We start from the raw sequence: 22,237 nt of genomic DNA, 5'->3' as shown, positions 1-22,237 counted from the left end.
GTCTAAAAGAGATAGCTGTTTTCGTTTTCCCAAAAACAAAAAACCCGCACAGTTTATACCGTACGGGCCTAGAATTCTAAATTGTAAATTAGTCCAGTTCCGGACTGGTTCCACCATCGTCCATCTCTTCATTGGTAGCGGCGGTTACATCGTCTACTTCGGACGTCTCGGATATGGCTTGAAGGAGCCATTCTGGTGGACCTCCAATATCTACGTGCCCGTCTTCTGTTGAAGCAGTTATATTCGTAAAATCTGTGTCATGTCCATCTGCGGAATCAACAGCAATATCAGAGGGTGGAAGCCCTGCATCTGCTACGGGATTTGAAGTTTCCATGGTATCTACAGTTTTGTCATTTGTAGCATCAGATGAATCGTTTATATTAATATTTATGTTCATAGTTCATATATTTTTAGTGTTACCAAATAAATTTATCGGTTCATAATAGCATACCGTGCTTCAAATTGTAATGTTGAGCCCGTAAGATTTTTAGCCTCAATGAAATACTTGATTTTGGTACTACTTTGCCTACATACCTTAATTTTCCATTCCAATTGCGCGCCCCCATCCCTAATCGGGCTTTTTGCGACACAATTCCATACCACATGCCAAGCCTCAGGCCAGCTATGGGTAAACCATCTTCTTGTACTATTTGCAGGTAAACTGCCAGTAAATTGAACACCTACTCTCATAATTTTTTAGATTTTTGGGAGGGACTTTTTTTTGGTCCTTCCAGATTAATGATTTTCGTTTAAGATGCAATTACACAGTACCGCGCTTGTACGTTTACCGTATAATTTTTGAGATTTTTTATCTCTATGTAATATTTGATAAGACCAAAAGCCTGTCTCGTAGTTTTTACTTTAAATTCTATTTGTGCAGAACCGTCAATTGCCGGCGCTGTTGGAACTACCGTCCAAATCACATGGTAATGGTCCGGCCAGCTATGGGTGAACCATCTGCGGGTGGCATTAGGTGGTACACTACCGTTAAATTGAACCCCGCACCAAGGTCTACGCGAAGCGGTAGCCCTAACCAGTGCCCTTAGGTCCGGACGTCTGCCAATACGCTGAGATACCGGGTTAGCTCCTGCTTGTTGTGCGGAACCTGTGCTTCTCAGCAATTGACGGGCTCTACGAGGCGTAAGCATAGCCCTTCCTGCTGCTTTTTGAATTCCCTGTAAACAGGCTACAGCACCTGTAACGATAGGCGAAGCACTACTGGTGCCATTAAACCGTGTGGTATACCATTCATTTTTGTTATTTGGGTTTGTTCCGGTTATTCTACCATATCCGCAAGTAGTTACCCCTTGGCCCCAACCTTGGGTATCAACACAAGAGCCGTAATTACTAAAGCCTAAACGGCTACGGTCAGCACCCCAATTTCCTCCATTAGTACCAGGAGGTGGTGCACCTGCACCCACAATAACACAGCCGCTATCGTGACCTGCGGTTCTACGGAAAGGATTTCGCCAACTAGATGGGAACCCATTTGGTCTAGTATTATAGATTGCGGCATCAAGATTTTGAGACCCATTTCCAGCTGCTTCTATGACTATGATGCCTTTGTTGGTGGCATATTGTAACGCTGCTAAATCATCTGGCCACCATTCAATGGCTATAAAGCCCATTTGAGTATTACCACCTGGGTAGTTAGGCCCACCTCTATGCAGTTCAATTAGCATAAGATCTCCCGCTCTAAGGTTATCAGCAGCTCTTCTAATAGCATTGGCGGTACCAACACCAAATATGGAATAGGCCCTGACATTAGCGCTAGGGCAGATTCCGGTTACCCCAAAGCTATTTCGGTCTCCGGTCATTTCTCCAAAAACCGCCGTACCGTGATTGTGCCAACGTAGGTCGCTCGTATTGTTGTTTCCACCAAGGAGGCCGCCCACATTAACCCGTAGATCTTCATGGTTAAAGTTCCATCCGCCTTCAATGTCTATTATACGAACACCGTTACCACGGCCGCCGGGTAGAGTCCAGGCGTAGCGTGCATCTACACCTTGTGGTGCCGCATTTAAATACCCTTGGGTGCTCGTGAGATTTTGGGCAATGGGCGGAGCATCATCACTTGGAGCGTCTTCCATACCATCTTCACCAAAATAAACGGGAGGTAAACAACCTGGTTTTACATACGCACCATCCACTTCGTCCAGTTCGTTCAATGAGGCTGCAATACTTTCCAGGTCTTCTCCTTCCGGTGCTGCTAGTTTATAAAACTGCCGCATTTTTGAAAGGTCCTCGGCACCTTCTTCTTGATTTGATTTTGAAACCAGTTCTGCCACTTCTGCATCTGTGTCTGCGAATAACGGAACAAGTTGCAGTTTTTTTTCCACTACAAAACCCGCTAGGGTATTTGTAGATGGTTTGGATTTCGATTTTGCAGCGGTGAGGGCTTCCTCTGCATGAGGGGCCTCAACGCTTTTTGAGACGACAATGAGTTCTGGTGGTGAACCCGATGGCGAATCGATAACTACTTTACTTTTTTTTGTTGCCATAAAATTGAATTTATAGGTCGACCTTTTTATTGGTATCGACCAAGGTTAATAATGAGTTCCTAATAAGATCGGGGGTATTTAAAATCGGATAACAGTTTCATCTAATGATTGAAGCTGCTACATTGGAGGGAAGTCTAGGGGTTTTTGGTAGGAAGCTGTAATTCCCTTGATTTGCATCAATTGATCAATAAGTTCCTGAAACGGAGCATGGTCATCTATCCTAACATAATGATAGCATTTGTCATTCAAACAAAGTGCTTCTCCGGAAATTACCGGATGGTAGGGGTGGAGTACGGTTTTTACCTTTGGAATTTTCCATAGGTCCTTCTCTTGTCTCCCGGTTTGAATTACCAATTCCATACCAATTCTGTATCTAAATACGGATTACAATTTCAATTTTGAAACTGGAATCAAGTTTAGTTTTAAAGGGAGAATGTGTCTTTTTATTACATGACAAACGTACCGAATTAGGCCACTTTAAAAAACCTGATTTGTATAGTTTGATGGAAATTCATTATAATCTGCGGTATTTATTGTTTATGTCTCAAGTAGCTGTATTTCAACATGTTAAATTGTTATTAAATTATGTTTAATTTGAAGGTGCTCAACATTTTGGACTAATTTTTATTAGTCGATTATCACCGTTTTGCCAGTGTTAAAAATCGATAAAAAGTACAGAAAAGAAGAAGCCTCATCAAAATTGGAATGAACCAAATGATGAGGCGTTATCGGTATTATCAGAAAGTATGGTTTTGTGGTTTTGGCTTATGCAATTAAATGCAATGGCTGCCCGCTTTTATCCAAAGATTCAATAAAATCATTTGGTACATTTTGATATGCTTCCAATCCTAATGTGGTAATAAATTCGTTGGAAAATATGTTCGCCATTTTTTCGGAAAGTAGCCAGCTTCTACATTTCATCCATTTTTCAACATTATTGCCGTACATGTGGTTGGCCAAATTAGGAAACGCATAATCCATACTTTTGCCCCAATGCACGGTAAACGGAATGTTTTCAGCTTGCATTGCCTCGATCATAAAAGTGCCATATTCTTTCAAGCTGGGGATTTTATCGGATTTGTTCCATTGAATACCATCAATTTCAATAACGCAGGTTTTATGGAATTTGGTAAAAGCCAATGTACCCTCGGATTTATTTACATAACGCATCGCAAAAATCCCTGGAATAGGGTGCGCTTTAGTCATTTTTACTAGGGCGTTCAGCGCTCTTTCAGAATCTTCAATGGCCACTCCCATAGAGCAGGCAAAAGCGGGGCCTTTGTAGCCGGCATCCCAAAAAGTTTCGTACAGTGTAGCCCTAATTTTTTCTTCGTCCTTGGTAATTTCCGGAAGAATACTTTTCTGCAAACTTTTTATAAACCACGGAATACTTTTTGGGAATTTTTCACTGAATTTAATGAGTAAATAAATAAGGTCTTTATAGAGCGATTTTTCAATTTTAGTAAACGGGTCTGGATAGGCTAGGGTATATTTTTTCTTGTACATGGCCTCAACTACGTACTGATCTTCATCTACATAAGGGTTAATGAAAATTTTGTAATGGTAGGGTCTGCTGGGCTTTCCGTTTTCATCTATCTCGTTATCAATTTTAAACTCTGAATTCTTAAAATCTAAAGTTTTGGATAAGGACAAGGCCAGGTCCTTATCAATTCGTCTCACATATCTATCCAACAAAAAAAGGTCTTCTGCCTCTAAGGTTACGCCATGAATGAACCCAAAACTTCCCAAACTGACCAAAGCAGCATTGAAAAGCTCATCATTTCTAATGACCCTGGCATTTATGCTATGTGCAAAAGCATCATTTAGACTGGGTTTTGTATGCCGTTCCAAATACACGTTATCAGTGGCGTTTGGTCCGGTAATTATATTAAGGCCAACCACATAATCTTGCACGGCGCCCATATCAAAAGCGGACCCATGTACGCCTGTGGAAATACACCCGGCAATGGTTTGCCCGTTACTGGCACCTGTGGTTTTTAAAGATTTACCGTATTCGTTCAATTTTTGCGAAATACGTTTAATGGTATTTCCGCATTCAAAAAAGAAGATGTTTTCATGCGCGTATTCAGAATCCGGGTGCATATCACTTTCCTCTATTTCAAGGTCTAGATACATCAAATTGTTTTGATGCATATTATCTTTCTGATGCGCAATTTTGGACATGGACCAACGCGAACCGTACGCCCGGAAACCCTCGTTTTCCGTTTCACATTTTTTAATCAAGCGCTGAATTTCTTCCGCAGCATCGTTATAGCGCAGCACCCTGCTGGGCATAGTGGCTTTGTGTTCGTGACGGGTAATATATTGACGCTTCAGGTCAAAAGCCCCGTTCTCGTGCAGCGTATCCCATTTTCCAACTAATAATTCACTTGTCTTGGCCATAATTTTAAAGATCAGGTAGCATACATACATATTTTATCTTCACTTTTCTACGGCTTCCAAAAGTTACTAAGTACAAAAGGTTGCCTCCAAAAGTGTCCGTGAATTCAACCGAAAATAGTTTTCCGGATTCACATTTGTCTTTGGGTACTTTGATCATCATACCATCTGTAAGTACAGAAGTTTTTACTACTGCCGTATATTCTCCGTACATTTTATCGCGGTACCAATCTTGGCCTTCCATAGTTTCAGGAGGCATGGGCATGCCGTGTGTGCTTACCAACCGAGTGGTGTAACAAGATTGTAGGGATAGCGCAGCAAGAAGTAAAATTGCGCTAATGATATAGACTCTACGTAGCTTAATATCCATTTTTAGAAGTAATTAAATTGTGAAGTAAAATTTCACAAAACGTTACATGATGATATTCGGTAGAGGGAATAGATGTTCTAATTTACATAGAATGGACAGGTGTCTACAGGTAATTTGTATGGACTAACCTATATTTTGTATAAGTGGTATTTTTTGAAGAATTGAAATGGCCTAAAACTGTAAAAATTTTAAAAACTGACTAAAACCTAGTAGAATCAAAATCGGTTAACTTGTTTTAGCAAAGGATTTTAACTCTAATATCGAGGTTGTTTTTAATTTCATTGAGATACCCAGGATTTAATAAATCACCCTTCAATCATCTGTATTTTTTCATTCTTATAGGCAATTTGGTAGGTTTTACCTTTCTCGGTTAGTTTAATTTCAAAATCGGAAGAAAAGGCCTTGTCATTAGTGGGGAACCAATCTTTTATTGTTTTGTTGATGCATATAAAAAGTCCGTTTTCGTCACCAATAGCGCAGAATCGGTCAAAATAACCATTGTAGATTTCAATGCCAGTTATACTGTTTAGCTGAATGAATTCTTTTTCAATGTCTTTGGTTGGCAAACCTATCTCTGAAATTTCAATTAACTGATCAGTGTCAAATTTTTGTTCTGAAGAATTGTTCAAATTTTTTCGGGCAATAAGCTCAACTATATTTTGATCGCTATCATAAAAGTAAATGGCCTTGGCATTCCAAAATTCAAAATCCTGTATTTCTTGGCTGCCATTCATCAATATATCCACTTTTGATTTTACCCAATTTAACGCTTCAATTTCCTTGTTAGAAGGAATATTTATAGCAAAATGGTAGGGTGTTGTTTTTGGTTTGTATTCTATGTTGAGCATTGATTTGCCCATTTGAAAGACAACATTCTTTTCAGTATGCTTTACTACGGTTAACCCTAAAACATTAGTGTAAAAGTGGGTTTGTTCTTTAAGATGCGAACTGTATATTTTTAATTCTTTGATCTGCATAGTTAATTATAGTCGGTTATGGGGTTTCCAAGCTTGTTTGAGCATATTTCTCAATAAATCTATATAACTCCATCCTATTTTTCGTGCGGCCAGTAAAGTCAAACTATCCTGATTTTGTCTGCTGGGTCTTGAAGGTCCGGTCATATTGGGTTTCATATTCAAATCGAATAAAAAATAATTCCCCTTTATATCCGCACGGCAATCTATTCGTATGGGAGCTTTAATATTTAATAGTTCGCCTGCTTTTACGCATTGCTCGTATGCCCTTTTAATTTCTTTTGAATTCAACTCATCCTCTTCCAGAACGCTACTGTTTGTCATTACCGCAACCGTCCCGTTATAGGGGGCAATACCGTCTTTATGGTTAAATCTTTTAACGGCTGGAAGACACCATGGATTCTTGTAATTTACTTCCTGGTCATTGATGGTATAAGTGCCCTGAGGCATTACCGTTACCGTAATTTCCTGACCATTTAAAAATTCTTCTACATACACAAGCTTGCCATATTCTTCGTCTGAGAAAATCTCGTTAAGTTTTAGGTCCAATTCTTTAGGGTCTTTTACTAGAGATACACCTTGACTGCCCCTGCCACGTAAGGGTTTAACGACCAGAGGAAAATCCATTTCAAGGGAATAATCCGTTAAATTTTCACTTGAAATCAATTGGGTCTTTGGAATGGCGATGTTGTTTTTCCTTAAAATTTCGTTCGTAAAAAATTTATCATCATACATATCTACCTCCTCAGGTAGCTGTCCTACAAACTTGATATCCCGACTAAAAAAGTGTGTAACATCATGGTCTTTGTATAAAACGGTATTCAGCCAAAATGTGTTGGCGCCCTTATCCAGAGCTTTTTGAATACCCTCCTTAGTGTCCGGAAAAACCCAATCCAAATCGGTTTCTATGTTGGGTCGGTGTACAGGCGTTACAATTTCCACACCATTTTTATATAGCTCACAAGCAATATCTGCCCCACTATCTGAATATCCGCCAAGCTTCATAGGTTTCTGTACGCCATCTTTAATTGGAGGGAGTTTGGCTTGATATAGTATAGCTATTTTCTTCACGATATTTTTGATAAAATATTGATAAACTCATTGCCCTGTACGGTTCAATAGGTATAGTTTTTTTTTGGAAAAGTAAAAATACCGGCTAGGGCAGTTTAGAAAGATAAAGGTAAAAAAAGGAATTAACAGAATTATTCGGGCTAGATAATAATCTTAAGAAAGAGGACTTTATTAAGCGCTTAAGTGTGATTGATGTTTTTTTGCATCCGTTTGAAACTAAGCAAGTTTACTCTGTTTTCTAACGGAAGTGGTTGAATATCTGATGAATCCATAAAAATAGACGTTCTCCCTTCCGTATTTGTCAAAAAGATTGTGGCTAGACATCCATAAGGCGGTAAGCTCCGTATTTTACCCTGAAGACTAACCAATAAAATACCTAATTACGCCGGATGACTTATTTAAAAAAACGGCTTGTTCTTTTTATTTTCCTAGGTTTCCTGTGCCAGTCTTATGGTCAAGAGAAGCAGCAGTACAGTGGCCCACTGCAAGTGGGAGGCTATGAGGGGAAAGCAAATTACTCTTATGTAGTACAGGAACAAGACACCCTTTACAATGGTACGTTTCAACTCCAAAGTAGCAATCTTGGAGCTTTAGTTGAAAAAGAAGATACCTCTTTTCTTATTGATGGAAATTTTGACAAGGGCACGCCCAATGGTCCTTGGCATTTTCAGTTTGGGGAGTTTCAAACTGAGAGTGAAAGCAAACTAGTAGGGTACGAGTATCGGGTATTGATAAGTGGCCGTCAAGAAGAATCTAAAGGGAAGCTTGTAAATGGGATACCTAACGATAAATGGACGTATGAGGTAAATCAAATAAAATCTTCGGAGGTTGAAAAGACTCTTTTTAAAAGTGTAATCAATTTTAAAAACGGAATACCCCAGCAAAGCTTTCAGATTGAAAATGATAGTACCGTACTTATAGGCCGGTTTTTACGTAACGGACTGGCACATGACGAGTGGACCTCCTACGCTGCCAATGCTATAGATGATACGGAAAACTGGATTTTTGAAGAAGGTGTGTTAAAAGAAATTGTAACCGTAACGGATGGTTTAACAAATCGGATTCCAGTTTTTGGAACGGACAAAACGTATAAGGTCGTAGCCTTAAATCCTGGTTATTTAGAGCTGTTGAAAGCTACAATTTCTTCAAATGGATCAGTAGACTTTTCTGGCGGGGTTTCCGAACTTTTGTCCAAGAACAATGGTTATTATAAAAAGCTGAATGATATCCTCAATGAAATGGGGCCAGCCAGTGTTGCTCCCAATTTTAAGGTAAAAGTCCCGTTTTACGCATTGGACTCTTTGCAGATGAAGACCATAAATCAAATAGCAAGAGACTACAAAGCTGCTCAAGCAATAAGTGATACCCTTTTAAATAACAGTCACTTGAATATTGTACGTCGCTCCGATGCCGATGCACAGTACAGATATGAAGTGGTCAAAAAAATAAATGTCGATTTTCTGCAACCGCTCAGCACTTTTGTAAAGTACAAGGAGGAAGATATTCTGGAATATATGGAGCTTCCTAAATTGATGCAGCAATTGTGGCCCTCCGGAAAACCCAATACGAAAATTGAAGTTGTAATGGATACGGCCCAAAATCTAAGAACTTTTGTGCTTGCCAATACAGGTGAATTCAATTTTAACGGGAACTCCACTAAAACGGTCTCGGCAATAGCCGAATATGCGAAACTCAGCCTGCAAGAGCTTATGGAGTCCTTATCCGATAGATTAACGAACGAAGCGCGCCTACAAGCACTGAACGGACTAGAAAAGGATTTGATTGCGGCTAATGACAGTTTGGTTCAAAAAATAGATTCATTGCAACCGGAACTTACTCTGGATTACAAAGCTCCTTTGAAAAACTTGAAGAATCTAGCAGATGGGTTACTTGGGGATTATGCTTTGTTGAAAAACCCTGAAAAGAAATTGGCTTTTGGAAACAAGTTAAAGGTATGCCTGGCCGAATTACACGAGTTAACAGGCGTTTTGGGAGACCTTCCCCATACATCTTTAGAAATAGAAGAACTCTACCAGGATGCCATTTGGAATCCGTTTATGGCCACGGTTATGCAAGAAGGTGTAAAAAAACGTATTACCTCTGCCTATAACGAAATATTGATACCCCATTTTTTAGAAGAAGCTACAGCAGCAAATTGTGAAAAGGTAAAACCACTTACGGAGCAAATAACCCATACCAATAAGCGTATGGTAAAGCTTAGGGAGGGAGATACCAAAAAATTAGAACGCAAGTTGCGTAAGGAGAAGAATCCGCAAGAAGTTATGAAACTGCTCCATGAGCAATCAATCGCCAAAGAAAAATAGAAATGGAAAGTAGAAAATTCAATTTTATTTGGCTCGTACTTATTCTATTGGTTGTAACCAATAGTGTAGTCGCTCAGGAAGAGGAAAAAGTAGAATTACCTGCGTATTCAAAATATAAGGACCCAACCACCAAAGTTTGGGTGAATACGTATGGTAAAATCCGAATAGGAAAACGTTTGTTTTGGGATGCACAGACCCATTTTCGTTTTCAAGAAACCGAGGATACACCGTTTATTGGCCAAATTGGTCAGATTTATAACCGTCATGCCATTGGGTATATCTATTCTAAAAAAGTGAATTTTAGTTTGGGTGGGGTAGTGCGCATTAATTTTAATACGGATGAGGATTCAGAAGATAGAAACGTAGTTCCCGAGTGGCGTATTTGGCACCAATACCAATTTGCCATGCCGTTATATTCGGCAATGATCTATCACCGTATCAGAATTGAGCATCGCTGGACACAGGGTTTCGAAGAAAATAGCGAATACATCTTTAGAAACCGATGGCGTTATATGTTCCGGGCCAAAGTACCGTTGAACAGTCACAAACTTAAACCCAAAACGTTTTACGTTTCCCCGGAAGCGGAATTGATTATGCAAAGTGGAAAAGAAGTTGTGGGCAGCCCCATGGAAGACCTGCGATTGACCACCACCTTTGGGTACATTGCCACACCAAGGTTAACATTTGCAGCGGGATTAATGTACTCGCAAGGGCAGGATTTTACTAATGCAGGATATTATAAACAGGCTTGGACCTTACGTTTTCACATGTACTATTCGCCTGATTTTAGAAGGGTTAAAAACAAATTACCAGAAATCCATTTGGACGATTGATGCGTATCTAAAACGTAAAATGAAGAAAACCATGAAAAAGAATATAATTCTCTATTTGATTCTGGCGGTAACTACTGGTAGTTCCGTGTTCTATTTTACCAAGTCTAGTTCTCTAAGTAAGCAACTGGAAGAAATGCAGGAGCAACAAGGCCAGATTTCCGAGGAACTTGGCGAGTATGAAAAATTGGCGTTGATAGATTCCATGCTTCTGGCTGGTAACTACGATACGGCAATAGAATCCTATACCGCTTCTTTAAAAGTGAAGGAAGAAAATAAAATGGGAATCCCGTTACGCATTGCATTGGCGCAGAAATTGGCGCAAGCGAAGTCCGGAGCTCAACCAAAAGAAGATTCTTTAAGAGCGGAATTAGACAGTCTGCCGAAACCAGCGCTAGCTTCGGCAAATGAGGTTCGTAAATACGATTCCCTAAATTTTACGTTGGAAAAAACAAAGGTACAATTGGCCCGTCTAAAGCGCCAAATGAAGGATAGGTCTTTTGGGGAATATCTAAAATTTAAAAGTGCCAAGGGCAATTTTATGCACTACGTAGGAAAAGTAAAAAACGGAAAGGCCAATGGCTACGGCATTGCTCTTTTAGATAGTGGAAGCAGGTATGAAGGGCAGTGGGTAAATAATAACCGTGAGGGCGAAGGTACTTTTTACTGGCCTGACGGCGAATATTATATTGGTACGTACAAGAATGACAAACGTAGTGGTTTTGGAACGTACTACTGGCCCAATGGCGAAAAATATGCCGGTCAATGGAAAGAGGACAAGCGCAGCGGAACAGGCAAATTCTTTGACTCCCATGGCGATTTAGTTGCGGGGGGAGAATGGAGTGATGATAAGTTGGTTGAAATCAACGATAAGTAAGAAGAGTAGCGATAAAAGATTCTTTAATACAAAATAAAAATCCCCGTGAACATAGTGTTTACGGGGATTTTTGTTGGCTTCTATTTTCGGCTGAAATACATTACTAGGATTCTCTTCGGAGTACTTCCAGAGGAGAACTACTTAATACGGTTCTAATATTGCTCAGGCCAATTGCCAATACCAGTACCGTAATTCCCGGTAAAAACACCACAAATGGTATCAGTGAGGGTACAAAAGGTTCCTTAAAAACAAATACGGCTAGGCAAAGGCTACTTACCAAGGCAAGTACAATTCCCACCAAACTACCTAATAAACCTAGGAATACATATTCCAGGGCGCTTATCTTTAAAATCTGGTTGTTCTTGGCGCCTAAAGTACGAAGCAGTACACTTTCCTTTATACGTTGATATTTACTAGTTCTAACCGAGCCGATAAGGACGATTATACCTGTGAAAATACTAAAGAAGGCCATAAAGTTTATAACCCAGGATACTTGGTCCAGTATGTCCTCAATTAGCGTAGAAACTTGGCGTAAATCGATAAGGGTCAGATTCGGAAATTGAGCGACCAAATCCCGCTGCAGGAATGCTGAACCTTTTTCGTCCGGGATATTACTGGTAAAAACATTAAACTGTGGCGCCTGCTCCAGAACCCCTTTAGGAAAAACCACAGAAAAATTAAGCTGCATCTGCGCCCAATCTACTTCACGTATGCTACCAACGGTGGTTTCCATTAAAACACCTTGTACATTAAAAACAACGGGGTCTCCAATACTTAGTTTTGCGTCTCTGGCAAGATTGTCGGAAATTGATATAAATACGGGCTCACCCTGTTTTACCTCAGGCGTCCAGGTGCCTTCTAGTAATTCCTCGGAAGGCGCAAGTGAGTCACGGTAAGTAGTCCTGAATTCGTGGTTCAATATCCAACGGCGAATTTGGTGTGTAGTATCTTTTCTGAGCTCGTTTACAGATGTGCCGTTAATGTTATGCATGCGCATAGTAACCAAAGGAATGTCTTTAAGAACGGGAAAACCTTTGTTCTTAATACTTCTTGCTACGGAATCGCGCTGTTTTGGTTGTATATCCAAGATAATAATGTTCGCATTTTTGGAGGTCTGGCCAATTTCTGCCTTTGCCAGCAAAATATCCTTTGTAAAATACAAAGTGCTGATCAAAAAGGTTCCTAGGCCAATGGCAACTACCAATACAACCGTTTGGTTGTTCGGTCTAAAAAGGTTGAGTAAACTTTGGCGAGCCGTAAAGCTCCAATGCTTGGGGAAAAAGCGTTTTACCATCTTGGTAAAAATTAGGGCTACAACTGCCAAGACGGCAAATGTAACCACGGTACCGCCCACAAAGGCCAAGGCAAATTTCACATCCTTTATCAGCCAAAAAGAAAATAAAAACAAGAATACCAAGATTGTCCCGAACACCAGCATTCTTATGGATTGCGGTTCTTGCGATGAATTTTCATCTACACGCAGTACATCTAATGGTGATACGTACCAAGTTCTCAATAAAGGCAAAAGCGCAAACAAAACGGACATAAATAGCCCGAGCAACACACCAATAATCAGTGGTTGTGCGGTAATGGTAATTTCAAGGTCAAAAGGTAAAAATTCCTTAAGCAGGTATGGAAATAGCTCTTGAACACCAATACCTATCAAGGAGCCAATAAGACCTCCAACAATACCTATTCCGCCTATCTGAATTAAGAAAATCAGAAAACTTTGAAGTCTTGAAGCCCCCATGCATTTCAAAACGGCGATGGCCTTTAATTTCTCTTTGATATAGATGTGAACGGAACTGGCAATACCAATACACCCTAAAAGCAAGGCGATAAAGGCTGCTAGGTTCAAGAATTTGCCCACGTTGTCATAACGCCGGCCTAAACGGTTGGTAGTACTGGTATGCGTGTCTAGATCCGCATTTTCTAGTTCCAGTTCAGGTTCTAGTTGGTCCTGAAGTCGCTTTAAATTGACCGTATCTTGTACCTTGTAGTAATATTGATATTCCTTTCGGCTTCCAAATTGCAACAGATTTGTCGCTTCAATATAGCGATAGGGAATGATTACCGGTGGTGCCACAGAACTTGAAATGGCCGTGCTTCCGGGAATAGCTTTTAATGCCCCTGCAATAGGAATGGTAAGTTCGCCAATTTTTATGGAATCCCCGGGGTGTACATCAAACTGAAGCATTAATGTGGCATCTACTAATGCGCCGCCCGACTTTTGGTAAGTTTCTGCAGCTGTTATTGGTTCGGTATCAATGTCTCCATAAAAGGGAAAATTGCCGTCCAAGCCCTGTACCTTTACCAATTTGGTGCCATCATTTTTCGGAAAAACCACCATGGATACAAAGTTGACCTCATAAGCACCGGGTTGTAACGAATCTATAATGGCCTGAGCCCGTTCCGTAGGAATTTGTTTTGAGTCTATTTTAAAATCGGCACCCATCAGCGCTTTTGATTGGCGCTGTATATTATCCTTTAAATTGGTGCTGAACAATTGTATGGAAACGACCGCTGCAATGCCCAGAATAATCGAAGCCATAAATAATAGCAGGCGCACTTTGCTGGCTTTGGCATCGCGCCAAGCCATTTTAAAAAGCCAAGGTGTTCGTAAACTTTCGTTAGATTTAGAATTCATCAAATTAAAGCAGTAGGTTGATTGGTTACTATTTTTCCACCTTTAAGCCGCAATATTTGTTGCGTACGGTTGGCTAATTCTAAATCGTGGGTAATGATGACCAAAGTGGTTCCGTTTTCCTTGTTCAGGTCCAACAACAATTGAATGACCTTCTCACCGGTTTCCGTATCTAGATTTCCCGTAGGCTCATCAGCAAATAAGATGGAAGGCGAATTGGCAAAAGCTCTTGCCAATGCTACCCGTTGCTGCTCACCCCCGGATAATTGGGAAGGATAATGGTGTAAGCGGTCTTTTAAGCCCACCTTTTCCAATAAGTTCTTGCTTTTTTCTGTTGCGTCCTTGGCACCTTGAAGTTCTAGGGGCACGCTCACATTTTCCAGAGCGGTCAATGTGGGCAATAACTGAAAATTCTGAAATATAAAACCGACTTCCTTATTACGTAACTGGGCACGCTCGTCTTCATTTAAGGTATTTAAATCTTGTCCGCATAACGCTACTGAACCTGCATTTGGCGCATCTAAACCCGCACATAAACCCAGTAAGGTTGTTTTGCCACTTCCCGAGGGTCCTACGATTGAAAAAGTCTGTCCTTTCTCAACATCAAAAGTAATGTCGTGCAAAACTGTTAATTGCTTGTTACCGCTGGTGTAGGTTCGCTCCAAACCGGTAATCTTTAATATCTTTGACATGATCTTAATTTAAATACCATTTATGTTCAAGCCGCATAATAAAGATTTCCGTTCTAAATTGCCAATGTCATTGGAGCGGAAACTCATAAAGTTTAGTTATTTTTTTATAGCCCTGTTTCTACTTTCTTGTGGTGATGCAAAAAAGGAAAAGACGGCTGAGGTAGGGAATACTTCGGAAGCAGTAGAAGAAACCATAACGGCAGATACCGAAACAAAGCGCATTCTGTTTTTTGGTGATAGTATAACAGCGGGTTATGGGCTTGATGATAGCAATGATGCCTATCCTGGAGTGGTGCAGCAAAAGATTGATTCCTTGAACTTGGATTATACCGTAATCAATTCAGGGGTGAGTGGAGAAACTACCGCTGGAGGCAGAAGCCGAATTGATTGGGTCATAAAGCAGGATATAGATATTTTTGTTTTGGAATTGGGAGCCAATGACGGCCTACGCGGAGTAGACTTATCCGAAACACGAGCCAACCTACAAGGCATAATAGATGTAGTGCGAGAGAAAAGTCCGGATACCAAAATCATTTTGGCCGGTATGCTGTTGCCCCCAAATATGGGAGAAAAATACACCACGGAATTCAGGCAGCTTTTTATAGATATAGCAGATAAAAATGATATAGGTTTTATTCCCTTTATTTTAAAAGATGTAGGTGGTGTTGCTGCGTTAAATCAGTCCGATGGAATCCATCCTACCATAGAAGGTCATAGAATTGTGGCCAATACGGTATGGGAGACTTTGCAGCCTTTGCTTAAAAGTTAGATGTTGCACCTGCGATAAAATTAAAAAACCACTCTTTTAGGTGGTTTTTTAATTTTGTGGAGCCGGAGGGTATTGCACCTATCGAATCTTAATACTTCTTAAAACTTGATTAATCCATAAAATTGGTTGATTACCAGTGTTTTGTTATATTTACCTATAACTCGTTTTTATACTAGTATATATAATAATTGTCAACTAATTTGTCAACTACAATGTCAACCCTTTCATCAACGTTCTTTTTAAAAGAACCTAAGAGTAAGAAAGATACCTTAATTCTATTTTCCTGTTATTTTAAATTTGAGGAGAAGAAGTTTGTTTATTCTACAGGAGAGAAGATTCATCCGGATTTTTGGGATGCCAAATCGCATCAACCTAAAAATCAGGGAAAAAAATCGCCTATAGCGAATATTATTAGGACTCAAATTAATAGATATCCAGAACATTTCGATTTTCTTCAAGCTAGGTGTAAAACCTTTGGAGAAGTTTTCACTTCAAAATTGTTGAAGGATGAATTTGATAAGAAGTTTAAAAAAGCATTCGCATCTAAAAATTCGTTTTTCGATGTTTATGACAAATTCATGGCCTATAAAATTAAAGTAGGTGATTGGTCTCCTAGTACAATTATTAGGTATACAAACATTAAAAATATTCTAGAAGATTTTGAACAGAAAAGAAGTTATAAACTTACCTTCAATTCAATAACGTCTAATTTTTATGCAGAATTTACCGATTACTGCATGAAGGATAGAAAACATATAAACAATACATATTCAAGAAATCTCGGGTTATTCAAAACATTTATGCTATGGTCTTTGAATAATGGATTTACCCATAATGAGGAGTTTAGAAAATTTGAAAAAAAGAAAACTGTCGTAACTGAGCAATTGGCATTAAAAATCGAAGATTTACAGAATTTAATGAAGCTTGATTTTGAAACTTCTAGATTGGAAAAAGTTCGAGATGTATTTGTTTTTGCTTGTGTTACAGGTATGCGTTTTGGAGAATTAAAGTTTATTTCAAAGAAAAATGTAATTAAAGATGAAATTCATCTCAAAGAAGAAAAGGATGTAGATAAGCCAGAACGTAGAATACCGCTAAATGACATTTCTAAATTTTTGTTGAGAAAATATGAATATAAATTACCGTTGATTGCCAATCAAAAACATAATGAATACATAAAGGAGGTTTTTATAAAAGCTGGTTATACATGGGATACAGAGAAAATAACTACTAAGGGAAAGGAAAGTATTCGTGAGACTCTTAAGTTCCATGATCGCGTGTCAAGTCATACTGCGAGGAGAACATTTATAACTATGATGAAACGCCAGGGGGTCAGTGATAAGTTAATAGCTTCAATTACCGGTCATAAGGATATGAAAACTTTAAACCAATATTATCAGATAGATGACGACGCCAGAAATGAGGCAGTCGAAAAAGTATTTGATGTGAAATTCGATGCTTTAAAGAAGGTTAACTAGAAGTATTTCAAAGTATAATTTTTGGAAATGAAAATAACAATTCAATCAATCAACGGTTTACTAGCTTTTTTAGGTTTCGGGATTCTTTTCTTTAGTTTAATGCCTTATCTCTCGAGCTATATGGCTGGTCAGTTCAAATGGGATCCATCCAAGGATAGGATGAGGGTATTTTTTCACTTGTTGTTCTTTCTGCTTATTTGCTTATTAACGAATGAATTGCTAGCTATATATCCTGTATCTTCTAGGAGTTTTGGGGTCTCTGAAATAGGTTTGACTGGATTAAATTTAATGCTAGTTGCTGTTAGCTTCATTTTTTTATTGAAAGGACGGTATTTTTGGACTTCAAGCGTGGGAAATATAAATCTTACTAAAACAGATGATTACGAGTCCAATACAGATAGAAAATTAAGGGAGATTTTCAGGGGAAACTCTTTTAATGAACTTATTGATGGGTTAAGAGAGTTAAAAGTAATAAACGTTAAAAACGAATGGGTAGGTGGTCCATTAAAAAGAACTAGGGACGTATCATTGTTAATGGCAATCTTGATTGATGCCGAATTGCTCAACTATAGCTCTAAGAAAGAAATTTGGCAACTAGCAAAAGATTCTTTTTCTGTAGACTTTGACTATGCAGAAATGACTAAGCTTATAAAAGACATAGAGCTTGATGAAATTGCCGAAAAGGATCTCAATTCATATCGGACCCTTGATTTTGTCAAACATATCCGTTGCTAATAAGCTATGTAATTTGATGTCAATTGACATCAAATTGACAAGTTGATTTTATAGGCAGCGATAACATTGCGGTAATAAACATAAATTACTGCATTATGAATAATCCGTTCGAAACACTTCATTCCGATATTATAGAATTGAAAGGAATGGTTACAAAACTCTTAAATCAACCGGCTGAGGACTATACTTCTAAATGGTATAGTATTAATGAAGCTGCAGAGTTATTAAAGGTTGATCGTCAAACTATCAGGAACCATATTGATAAAGGCAATATTAAGGCTAGTTATATAGGCCGAAGAATATTGATTGTCCACTCGGAGCTATTTGATTCATTGAATGAAGTCAAATCTATTAAGTATAAAAGATAGATATGACTAAGAATGTTTTGTCTAAGCATCCTCATCACATAACAAGGTCCAAGTTGAAACTTAAGGCCATAGAATGGAATATTATTTACGCTATTGTTGGAAAATTACAAGGTTACCTTCAAAATGATGTTCATTATAATTTTAAAGAGCAAGAGGTGAGAATAGCTTTCCGTGATATATCTTCATTAAATAATTACACAAGGTTAAGAAAGGCTTTTTCCTCAATTGTGTCCAGAGAAGTGGAGTTCGAGTTGAACGTCCCTGGTACCGATAAAATAAAAAAGAAAGTAACTACGTTAATTAGTGGTTTGGATTATGTGGTCAACTCCGGATATGTAACTTTTTATGTTCCTAAATCTGCATGTGTTTTTTTCTGCTATATAGGTGGGGGATACACTCGACTTCAAATTTGTATTGTTATAAATCTCAATTCTATTTATTCCAAACTAATGTATGAGTTCTGTTGTCGATGGGCCGATAAAGGAGGTTTCAGTTGTACAATTGAACAGCTTAGGGAAGTTTTGGCCATTGAAGGAAAATATAATCAAATAGCACATCTCCGTCAAAAGGTTTTAGATGTAGCATCGGATGAATTAAAAACTAAAGCCGATTACTATTTTTCATATTCACTTTCGAAAAACGGGCATAGGAAATACTCTTTTATTCATATTAAAATACATAAGAACACTATAAATGTAGAAGATACTTATTTGGGAGTCAATGAACAGCACTATTCTTACGTCTATAATTTTCTGCTAATGTTTTATCCTAATTATCAAAACAACAAAGCATTGGAAATAGTAGAACGAATTGCTCAAAAAGGCAATATTAATAAAGCTTATTATCGTTTTGAAAGACTCGATAGGGAATTCGCAAATGGAAAGACTAAACAAGATATAGCAAATTTGCTGAAGTATGTTATACTGCCTGAATTTGGACTCCCAAAGCCTAAGAAGAATAGAAGTTCACACCAAAATAATAAGGAGTGTGAATTGGTAAAGGATTTAGTAAAAAGGTGTGATTTGTTTAGTAAAATAGTGTGATTTGAAGATTTTAACTTAGTAAAATAGTGTGATTTGTCTTCGGGAAGGTTAATGATTATAGGGCTTCAGGACCTTGTACAATTAGGTTAACCTACAATATAAATACAAGGTTGGTCTGGATTAATAATTTGCTAGTGAGAAAAAAAATGGGATTACCGCTGTTGTTATATTCTGGTGTTAAAAAACTAGTAAAAAAGTGTGATTTTATTCAGCCATAATAGAATTTTTGATGGAAGAGAGGTAAAACAACAAATTATGAATTGTAAACAAGCTAACTCTATCCCAATGTTGTCGATTCTAAAACTAGTGGGCCATGTACCTAGAAGGGTTAACTCTTCGGTAGCTTATTTTATTAGTCCTTTTAGGGATGAAAAGGAGCCTTCCTTCAAAGTTTCAATCGAAAAAAATTTATGGATTGATTATGCAAATGGAGTAGGAGGAGGTGTTGTTGATTTTATTATAAAATATTATGGTTTTGATATTCCAACGGCCCTCCAGTTTTTGTCTGAACGTAAAGGTTCTTTTTCTTCTCACCCGCAAAATTTTTTAAGAGTAGTTAAAGAACCAAAAGTAGAAATCATTGATATAAGAAATATTCAGCATAATGGTTTGATAGATTATTTAGACAAACGGAGAGTTTCTCTGAAAATAGCACAATTGATTTGCAATGAAGTACATTATTCAATTAAGGGTAGAGCATACTTCTCATTAGGGTTGAAGAATAGTTCCGGTGGGTGGGAACTCAGAAATAAATATTTTAAAAATTCAACTTCACCAAAAGATATCACATTAATAAATAACAATAAATCTTCTTTGGTCGTAACAGAGGGAATGTTTGATTTATTATCATTATTAACCATAAATCCTAACTTGTTCTCTTCGGCTAACGTAATAGTTTTAAACTCTACATCCATGCGTGATAGAGCCAAAATAGAATTTCACAAATATGATTTCGTAGATCTTTATCTAGATAATGACGAAACTGGAGTTAGAACTACTAAGTATTTTTTAAATAGATCCGTGAACTGTGTAGATAAGTCAAATCTGTATCAAGATTACAATGATTTGAATGATTTTCTACGGCATTCTTAGTGCGGAAGATGTAACGGCAAGATGTGTTTTAAGTACCCTTAAAACTCTTGCCGTTTAAAAAACGGATATTTCAACTCGCAACTCGTTAAGTGAAAAAAAAGAAAATTTTAGTGAAATTTGAATGTATAAAAGAGGTCAATTCCATTCCTTAATCTTGATGGTTCGAAAGTCACAATGTAATTTTCATACCTTAATACTGTATAATAATCTCATAATCTAATAGTCATACTCTGTTACTTTATTATATTACAATAATGTAACATTTTTGTTCTACTTCAAAATTACTTTATAATAGTATATGATAATCTACAAATTTCATACAGTGTCGTTTAGGACTGTTCTAATTTCGCATATTGCTATTTAGCTGAACTTCTTGGATTGACTACAAAAAGCTCTTTAAGCGGCTTCCTAGTAAGATTTAGGGGGTAATCGCTAAGTAATTCTTAAAACTAAAATCCAAATTATATCATGTTATTTTATGTTTTTGGAATATTTCCATAATTTTGGAATAAGTACTAATATTATGAGAAACGTTGTTTATAGAAATTCAGATAAGTTTGCAATAGAGCATTTGCTTAAAGAAATAGGAAAGCACCAACTTATGCTTGCTTGTGAAAACATGAAACTAAGCATACCTAAGCGTCTACGATCATTTTATATAGAAAGTAATAGCGATTGTACATTTTTGAAGTATAAATATTTGGAAGGAGATACTGCTATTATGAAAATAGACCGGTATCAATTACCCGAATCAGGATGGACTAGGGTTACGTTGATGTAGTTTTTGCTAAATTTGATTTTTAATTATAAATATGAAATAAGGAACATAATAGAATTTCAATATACGAAAGCGTTAGCTTTTGATTAGGTTAAGTAAAATCGCCAGTTTTAAAGACAACCACAATCAAAGTACTGACGCCCACGCTTCGGCGTGGGCTGTTCTTGCTTGGTTGTCGGGTGTCTGGCGATACCTTCTTAACCTGTGAGTTCAGTTCCACGCTTTTTTATGGAAAAAAAAGAACCTTCAGTCCAAATTATTCTTGCCGAACACCTCTCTATTAAGGAACGTGAAATTGCCATGCGCTACTGGAAACAGAATCACGGAGTTTTCGAAAAACCGTCTAAAATTGCAAAACATTACGGTCTACGAACAATAGAGGTTACTCGCATTGGTAGAAAAGTAGGAATTTTAAAAATATCAAAAGCTTGCAAAAAGTGTCATATTCAAAGACAGTACAAGACCGACAGTCAGGCCAAAGCTAAGCGAATTCTAGCTCCGTTGTGGATATGTGATGTATGTACAAGTTCACAGCAAAATGAGGGGGGAATGGCAGAGAAAACTGAAACTACACAAGATTTTTCTCTCAAAGAATCTGATTATTTTTATGACGCGAATATCACCGCTGATAAAAAAGAGCTTTGTGAAAAACCATTCGATGTACAACTGATTTCAGAATTAGAAAATGCACTTAAAACAAATTTGAGATTATTGAAGCTATTAAAACGCTCATATCTAATTAAAGATAATAGTGCCAAAGATGGGATTATCATTAGGTTAAAGAGAAAGCTTGATAATCACTATATTGATGAACCACATTACTCTGGAGAAATATGTTTTAATGAGGATTATCTGATTAAGGCCAATACAAAGTATTCATACGAGGTATATCATATAATTGGGGACGATTTAAGTTTCCAGTTGTTTCCTAAGAAATCTGATTCTTAAAGAATGATTACATTTTGGGGAATAGATAGTGTAAATATTGCCTTGATGTATTTTTTACAATTTAAAATAAAAAACTATCTTTTGAGTACAGGAAGGAATTACCCTCTTTTTTAAATTCTAATTTACCGGCTTGACGAAGATGCATTAAGTCACAACTCTTTATCTTTGCGAAGGATTTTGCTTCTTTGCTCGTTAGCCATTTTTTTTCTGATTTATCTTTAGTCATGGATTATAAACTTGATGTTAAGTAGACCTTTTGAGGTTGTTTATATTTAATGTACAATAATTTGTTATAAAGCTATGAATTTAGTTCTATTATAAATAATTTTCAATTCCTTACAAT

General features: G+C 37.7%; 21 protein-coding genes. 11 read left to right on the top strand and 10 right to left on the bottom strand.

Annotated features, from left to right (window positions below):
• Window positions 1-88 precede the first annotated feature (88 nt).
• The 8 genes from H9565_RS05870 to H9565_RS05835 all read right to left on the bottom strand — a co-directional run bounded on the left by H9565_RS05870 (window position 89) and on the right by H9565_RS05835 (window position 7,316).
• The gene (locus H9565_RS05870) at window positions 89-397 is read right to left on the bottom strand and encodes a hypothetical protein (protein WP_215438294.1); all 309 of its coding nucleotides are present in this window, start codon (window positions 395-397) and stop codon (window positions 89-91) included.
• Window positions 398-429: 32 nt separating this feature from the next.
• The gene (locus H9565_RS05865) at window positions 430-690 is read right to left on the bottom strand and encodes a hypothetical protein (RefSeq protein ID WP_215438293.1); all 261 of its coding nucleotides are present in this window, start codon (window positions 688-690) and stop codon (window positions 430-432) included.
• 59 nt (window positions 691-749) lie between these two features.
• The gene (locus tag H9565_RS05860; protein WP_215438292.1) at window positions 750-2,501 is read right to left on the bottom strand and encodes a S8 family peptidase; all 1,752 of its coding nucleotides are present in this window, start codon (window positions 2,499-2,501) and stop codon (window positions 750-752) included.
• Window positions 2,502-2,618: 117 nt separating this feature from the next.
• The gene (locus H9565_RS05855; RefSeq protein ID WP_215438291.1) at window positions 2,619-2,861 is read right to left on the bottom strand and encodes a hypothetical protein; all 243 of its coding nucleotides are present in this window, start codon (window positions 2,859-2,861) and stop codon (window positions 2,619-2,621) included.
• A 405-nt stretch (window positions 2,862-3,266) separates the two neighbouring features.
• On the bottom strand, window positions 3,267-4,904 hold the full coding sequence (locus tag H9565_RS05850; protein ID WP_215438290.1) for an FAD-binding protein: 1,638 nt from the start codon (window positions 4,902-4,904) through the stop codon (window positions 3,267-3,269).
• 4 nt (window positions 4,905-4,908) lie between these two features.
• Window positions 4,909-5,271, bottom strand: a complete 363-nt coding sequence (locus H9565_RS05845; protein ID WP_215438289.1) for a hypothetical protein — start codon at window positions 5,269-5,271, stop codon at window positions 4,909-4,911.
• 305 nt (window positions 5,272-5,576) lie between these two features.
• Entirely contained in the window at window positions 5,577-6,248 is a 672-nt protein-coding gene (locus H9565_RS05840; RefSeq protein ID WP_215438288.1) for a VOC family protein, read from the bottom strand.
• Window positions 6,249-6,254: 6 nt separating this feature from the next.
• Window positions 6,255-7,316, bottom strand: a complete 1,062-nt coding sequence (locus tag H9565_RS05835; RefSeq protein WP_317195430.1) for an ATP-grasp domain-containing protein — start codon at window positions 7,314-7,316, stop codon at window positions 6,255-6,257.
• A gap of 389 nt (window positions 7,317-7,705) precedes the next feature.
• Here H9565_RS05835 and H9565_RS05830 point away from each other — a divergent pair, with 389 nt between their 5' ends.
• Genes H9565_RS05830 through H9565_RS05820 form a run of 3 tightly spaced genes read left to right on the top strand, consistent with a single transcriptional unit; the run spans window position 7,706 to window position 11,347 of the window.
• Window positions 7,706-9,640: a hypothetical protein gene (locus tag H9565_RS05830; RefSeq protein WP_215438287.1), complete on the top strand. Its 1,935-nt coding sequence runs from the start codon at window positions 7,706-7,708 to the stop codon at window positions 9,638-9,640.
• Window positions 9,641-9,642: 2 nt separating this feature from the next.
• Window positions 9,643-10,473: a DUF2490 domain-containing protein gene (locus H9565_RS05825; RefSeq protein WP_215438286.1), complete on the top strand. Its 831-nt coding sequence runs from the start codon at window positions 9,643-9,645 to the stop codon at window positions 10,471-10,473.
• 31 nt (window positions 10,474-10,504) lie between these two features.
• Window positions 10,505-11,347: an MORN repeat-containing protein gene (locus H9565_RS05820; protein WP_215438285.1), complete on the top strand. Its 843-nt coding sequence runs from the start codon at window positions 10,505-10,507 to the stop codon at window positions 11,345-11,347.
• Between the two features lie 103 nt (window positions 11,348-11,450).
• Here the strand turns inward: H9565_RS05820 and H9565_RS05815 are convergent, their stop codons facing one another.
• On the bottom strand, window positions 11,451-13,946 hold the full coding sequence (locus tag H9565_RS05815) for an ABC transporter permease (RefSeq protein WP_215438726.1): 2,496 nt from the start codon (window positions 13,944-13,946) through the stop codon (window positions 11,451-11,453).
• Between the two features lie 47 nt (window positions 13,947-13,993).
• Window positions 13,994-14,683: an ABC transporter ATP-binding protein gene (locus H9565_RS05810; RefSeq protein ID WP_215438284.1), complete on the bottom strand. Its 690-nt coding sequence runs from the start codon at window positions 14,681-14,683 to the stop codon at window positions 13,994-13,996.
• Window positions 14,684-14,705: 22 nt separating this feature from the next.
• Here H9565_RS05810 and H9565_RS05805 point away from each other — a divergent pair, with 22 nt between their 5' ends.
• The 8 genes from H9565_RS05805 to H9565_RS05770 all read left to right on the top strand — a co-directional run bounded on the left by H9565_RS05805 (window position 14,706) and on the right by H9565_RS05770 (window position 21,894).
• Window positions 14,706-15,452 carry an arylesterase gene (locus H9565_RS05805; protein ID WP_215438283.1) on the top strand — a complete coding sequence of 249 codons (747 nt, stop codon included), beginning with the start codon at window positions 14,706-14,708 and terminating at the stop codon, window positions 15,450-15,452.
• Between the two features lie 212 nt (window positions 15,453-15,664).
• The gene (locus H9565_RS05800; RefSeq protein WP_215438282.1) at window positions 15,665-16,930 is read left to right on the top strand and encodes a tyrosine-type recombinase/integrase; all 1,266 of its coding nucleotides are present in this window, start codon (window positions 15,665-15,667) and stop codon (window positions 16,928-16,930) included.
• A 27-nt stretch (window positions 16,931-16,957) separates the two neighbouring features.
• On the top strand, window positions 16,958-17,665 hold the full coding sequence (locus H9565_RS05795; protein ID WP_215438281.1) for a hypothetical protein: 708 nt from the start codon (window positions 16,958-16,960) through the stop codon (window positions 17,663-17,665).
• Between the two features lie 95 nt (window positions 17,666-17,760).
• Window positions 17,761-18,033 carry a helix-turn-helix domain-containing protein gene (locus H9565_RS05790; RefSeq protein WP_215438280.1) on the top strand — a complete coding sequence of 91 codons (273 nt, stop codon included), beginning with the start codon at window positions 17,761-17,763 and terminating at the stop codon, window positions 18,031-18,033.
• Between the two features lie 2 nt (window positions 18,034-18,035).
• The gene (locus H9565_RS05785; RefSeq protein ID WP_215438279.1) at window positions 18,036-19,076 is read left to right on the top strand and encodes a replication initiation protein; all 1,041 of its coding nucleotides are present in this window, start codon (window positions 18,036-18,038) and stop codon (window positions 19,074-19,076) included.
• 255 nt (window positions 19,077-19,331) lie between these two features.
• Window positions 19,332-20,168: a toprim domain-containing protein gene (locus tag H9565_RS05780; protein ID WP_215438278.1), complete on the top strand. Its 837-nt coding sequence runs from the start codon at window positions 19,332-19,334 to the stop codon at window positions 20,166-20,168.
• A 523-nt stretch (window positions 20,169-20,691) separates the two neighbouring features.
• On the top strand, window positions 20,692-20,949 hold the full coding sequence (locus H9565_RS05775) for a hypothetical protein (protein WP_215438277.1): 258 nt from the start codon (window positions 20,692-20,694) through the stop codon (window positions 20,947-20,949).
• A gap of 225 nt (window positions 20,950-21,174) precedes the next feature.
• Entirely contained in the window at window positions 21,175-21,894 is a 720-nt protein-coding gene (locus H9565_RS05770; RefSeq protein ID WP_215438276.1) for a hypothetical protein, read from the top strand.
• Window positions 21,895-22,237: the final 343 nt, after the last annotated feature.

Origin of the sequence: Zobellia russellii (assembly GCF_018728565.1) — a bacterium.
Classification (GTDB): Bacteria; Bacteroidota; Bacteroidia; order Flavobacteriales; family Flavobacteriaceae; genus Zobellia; species Zobellia russellii.
This window is presented reverse-complemented; position numbering and strand designations above follow the sequence as displayed.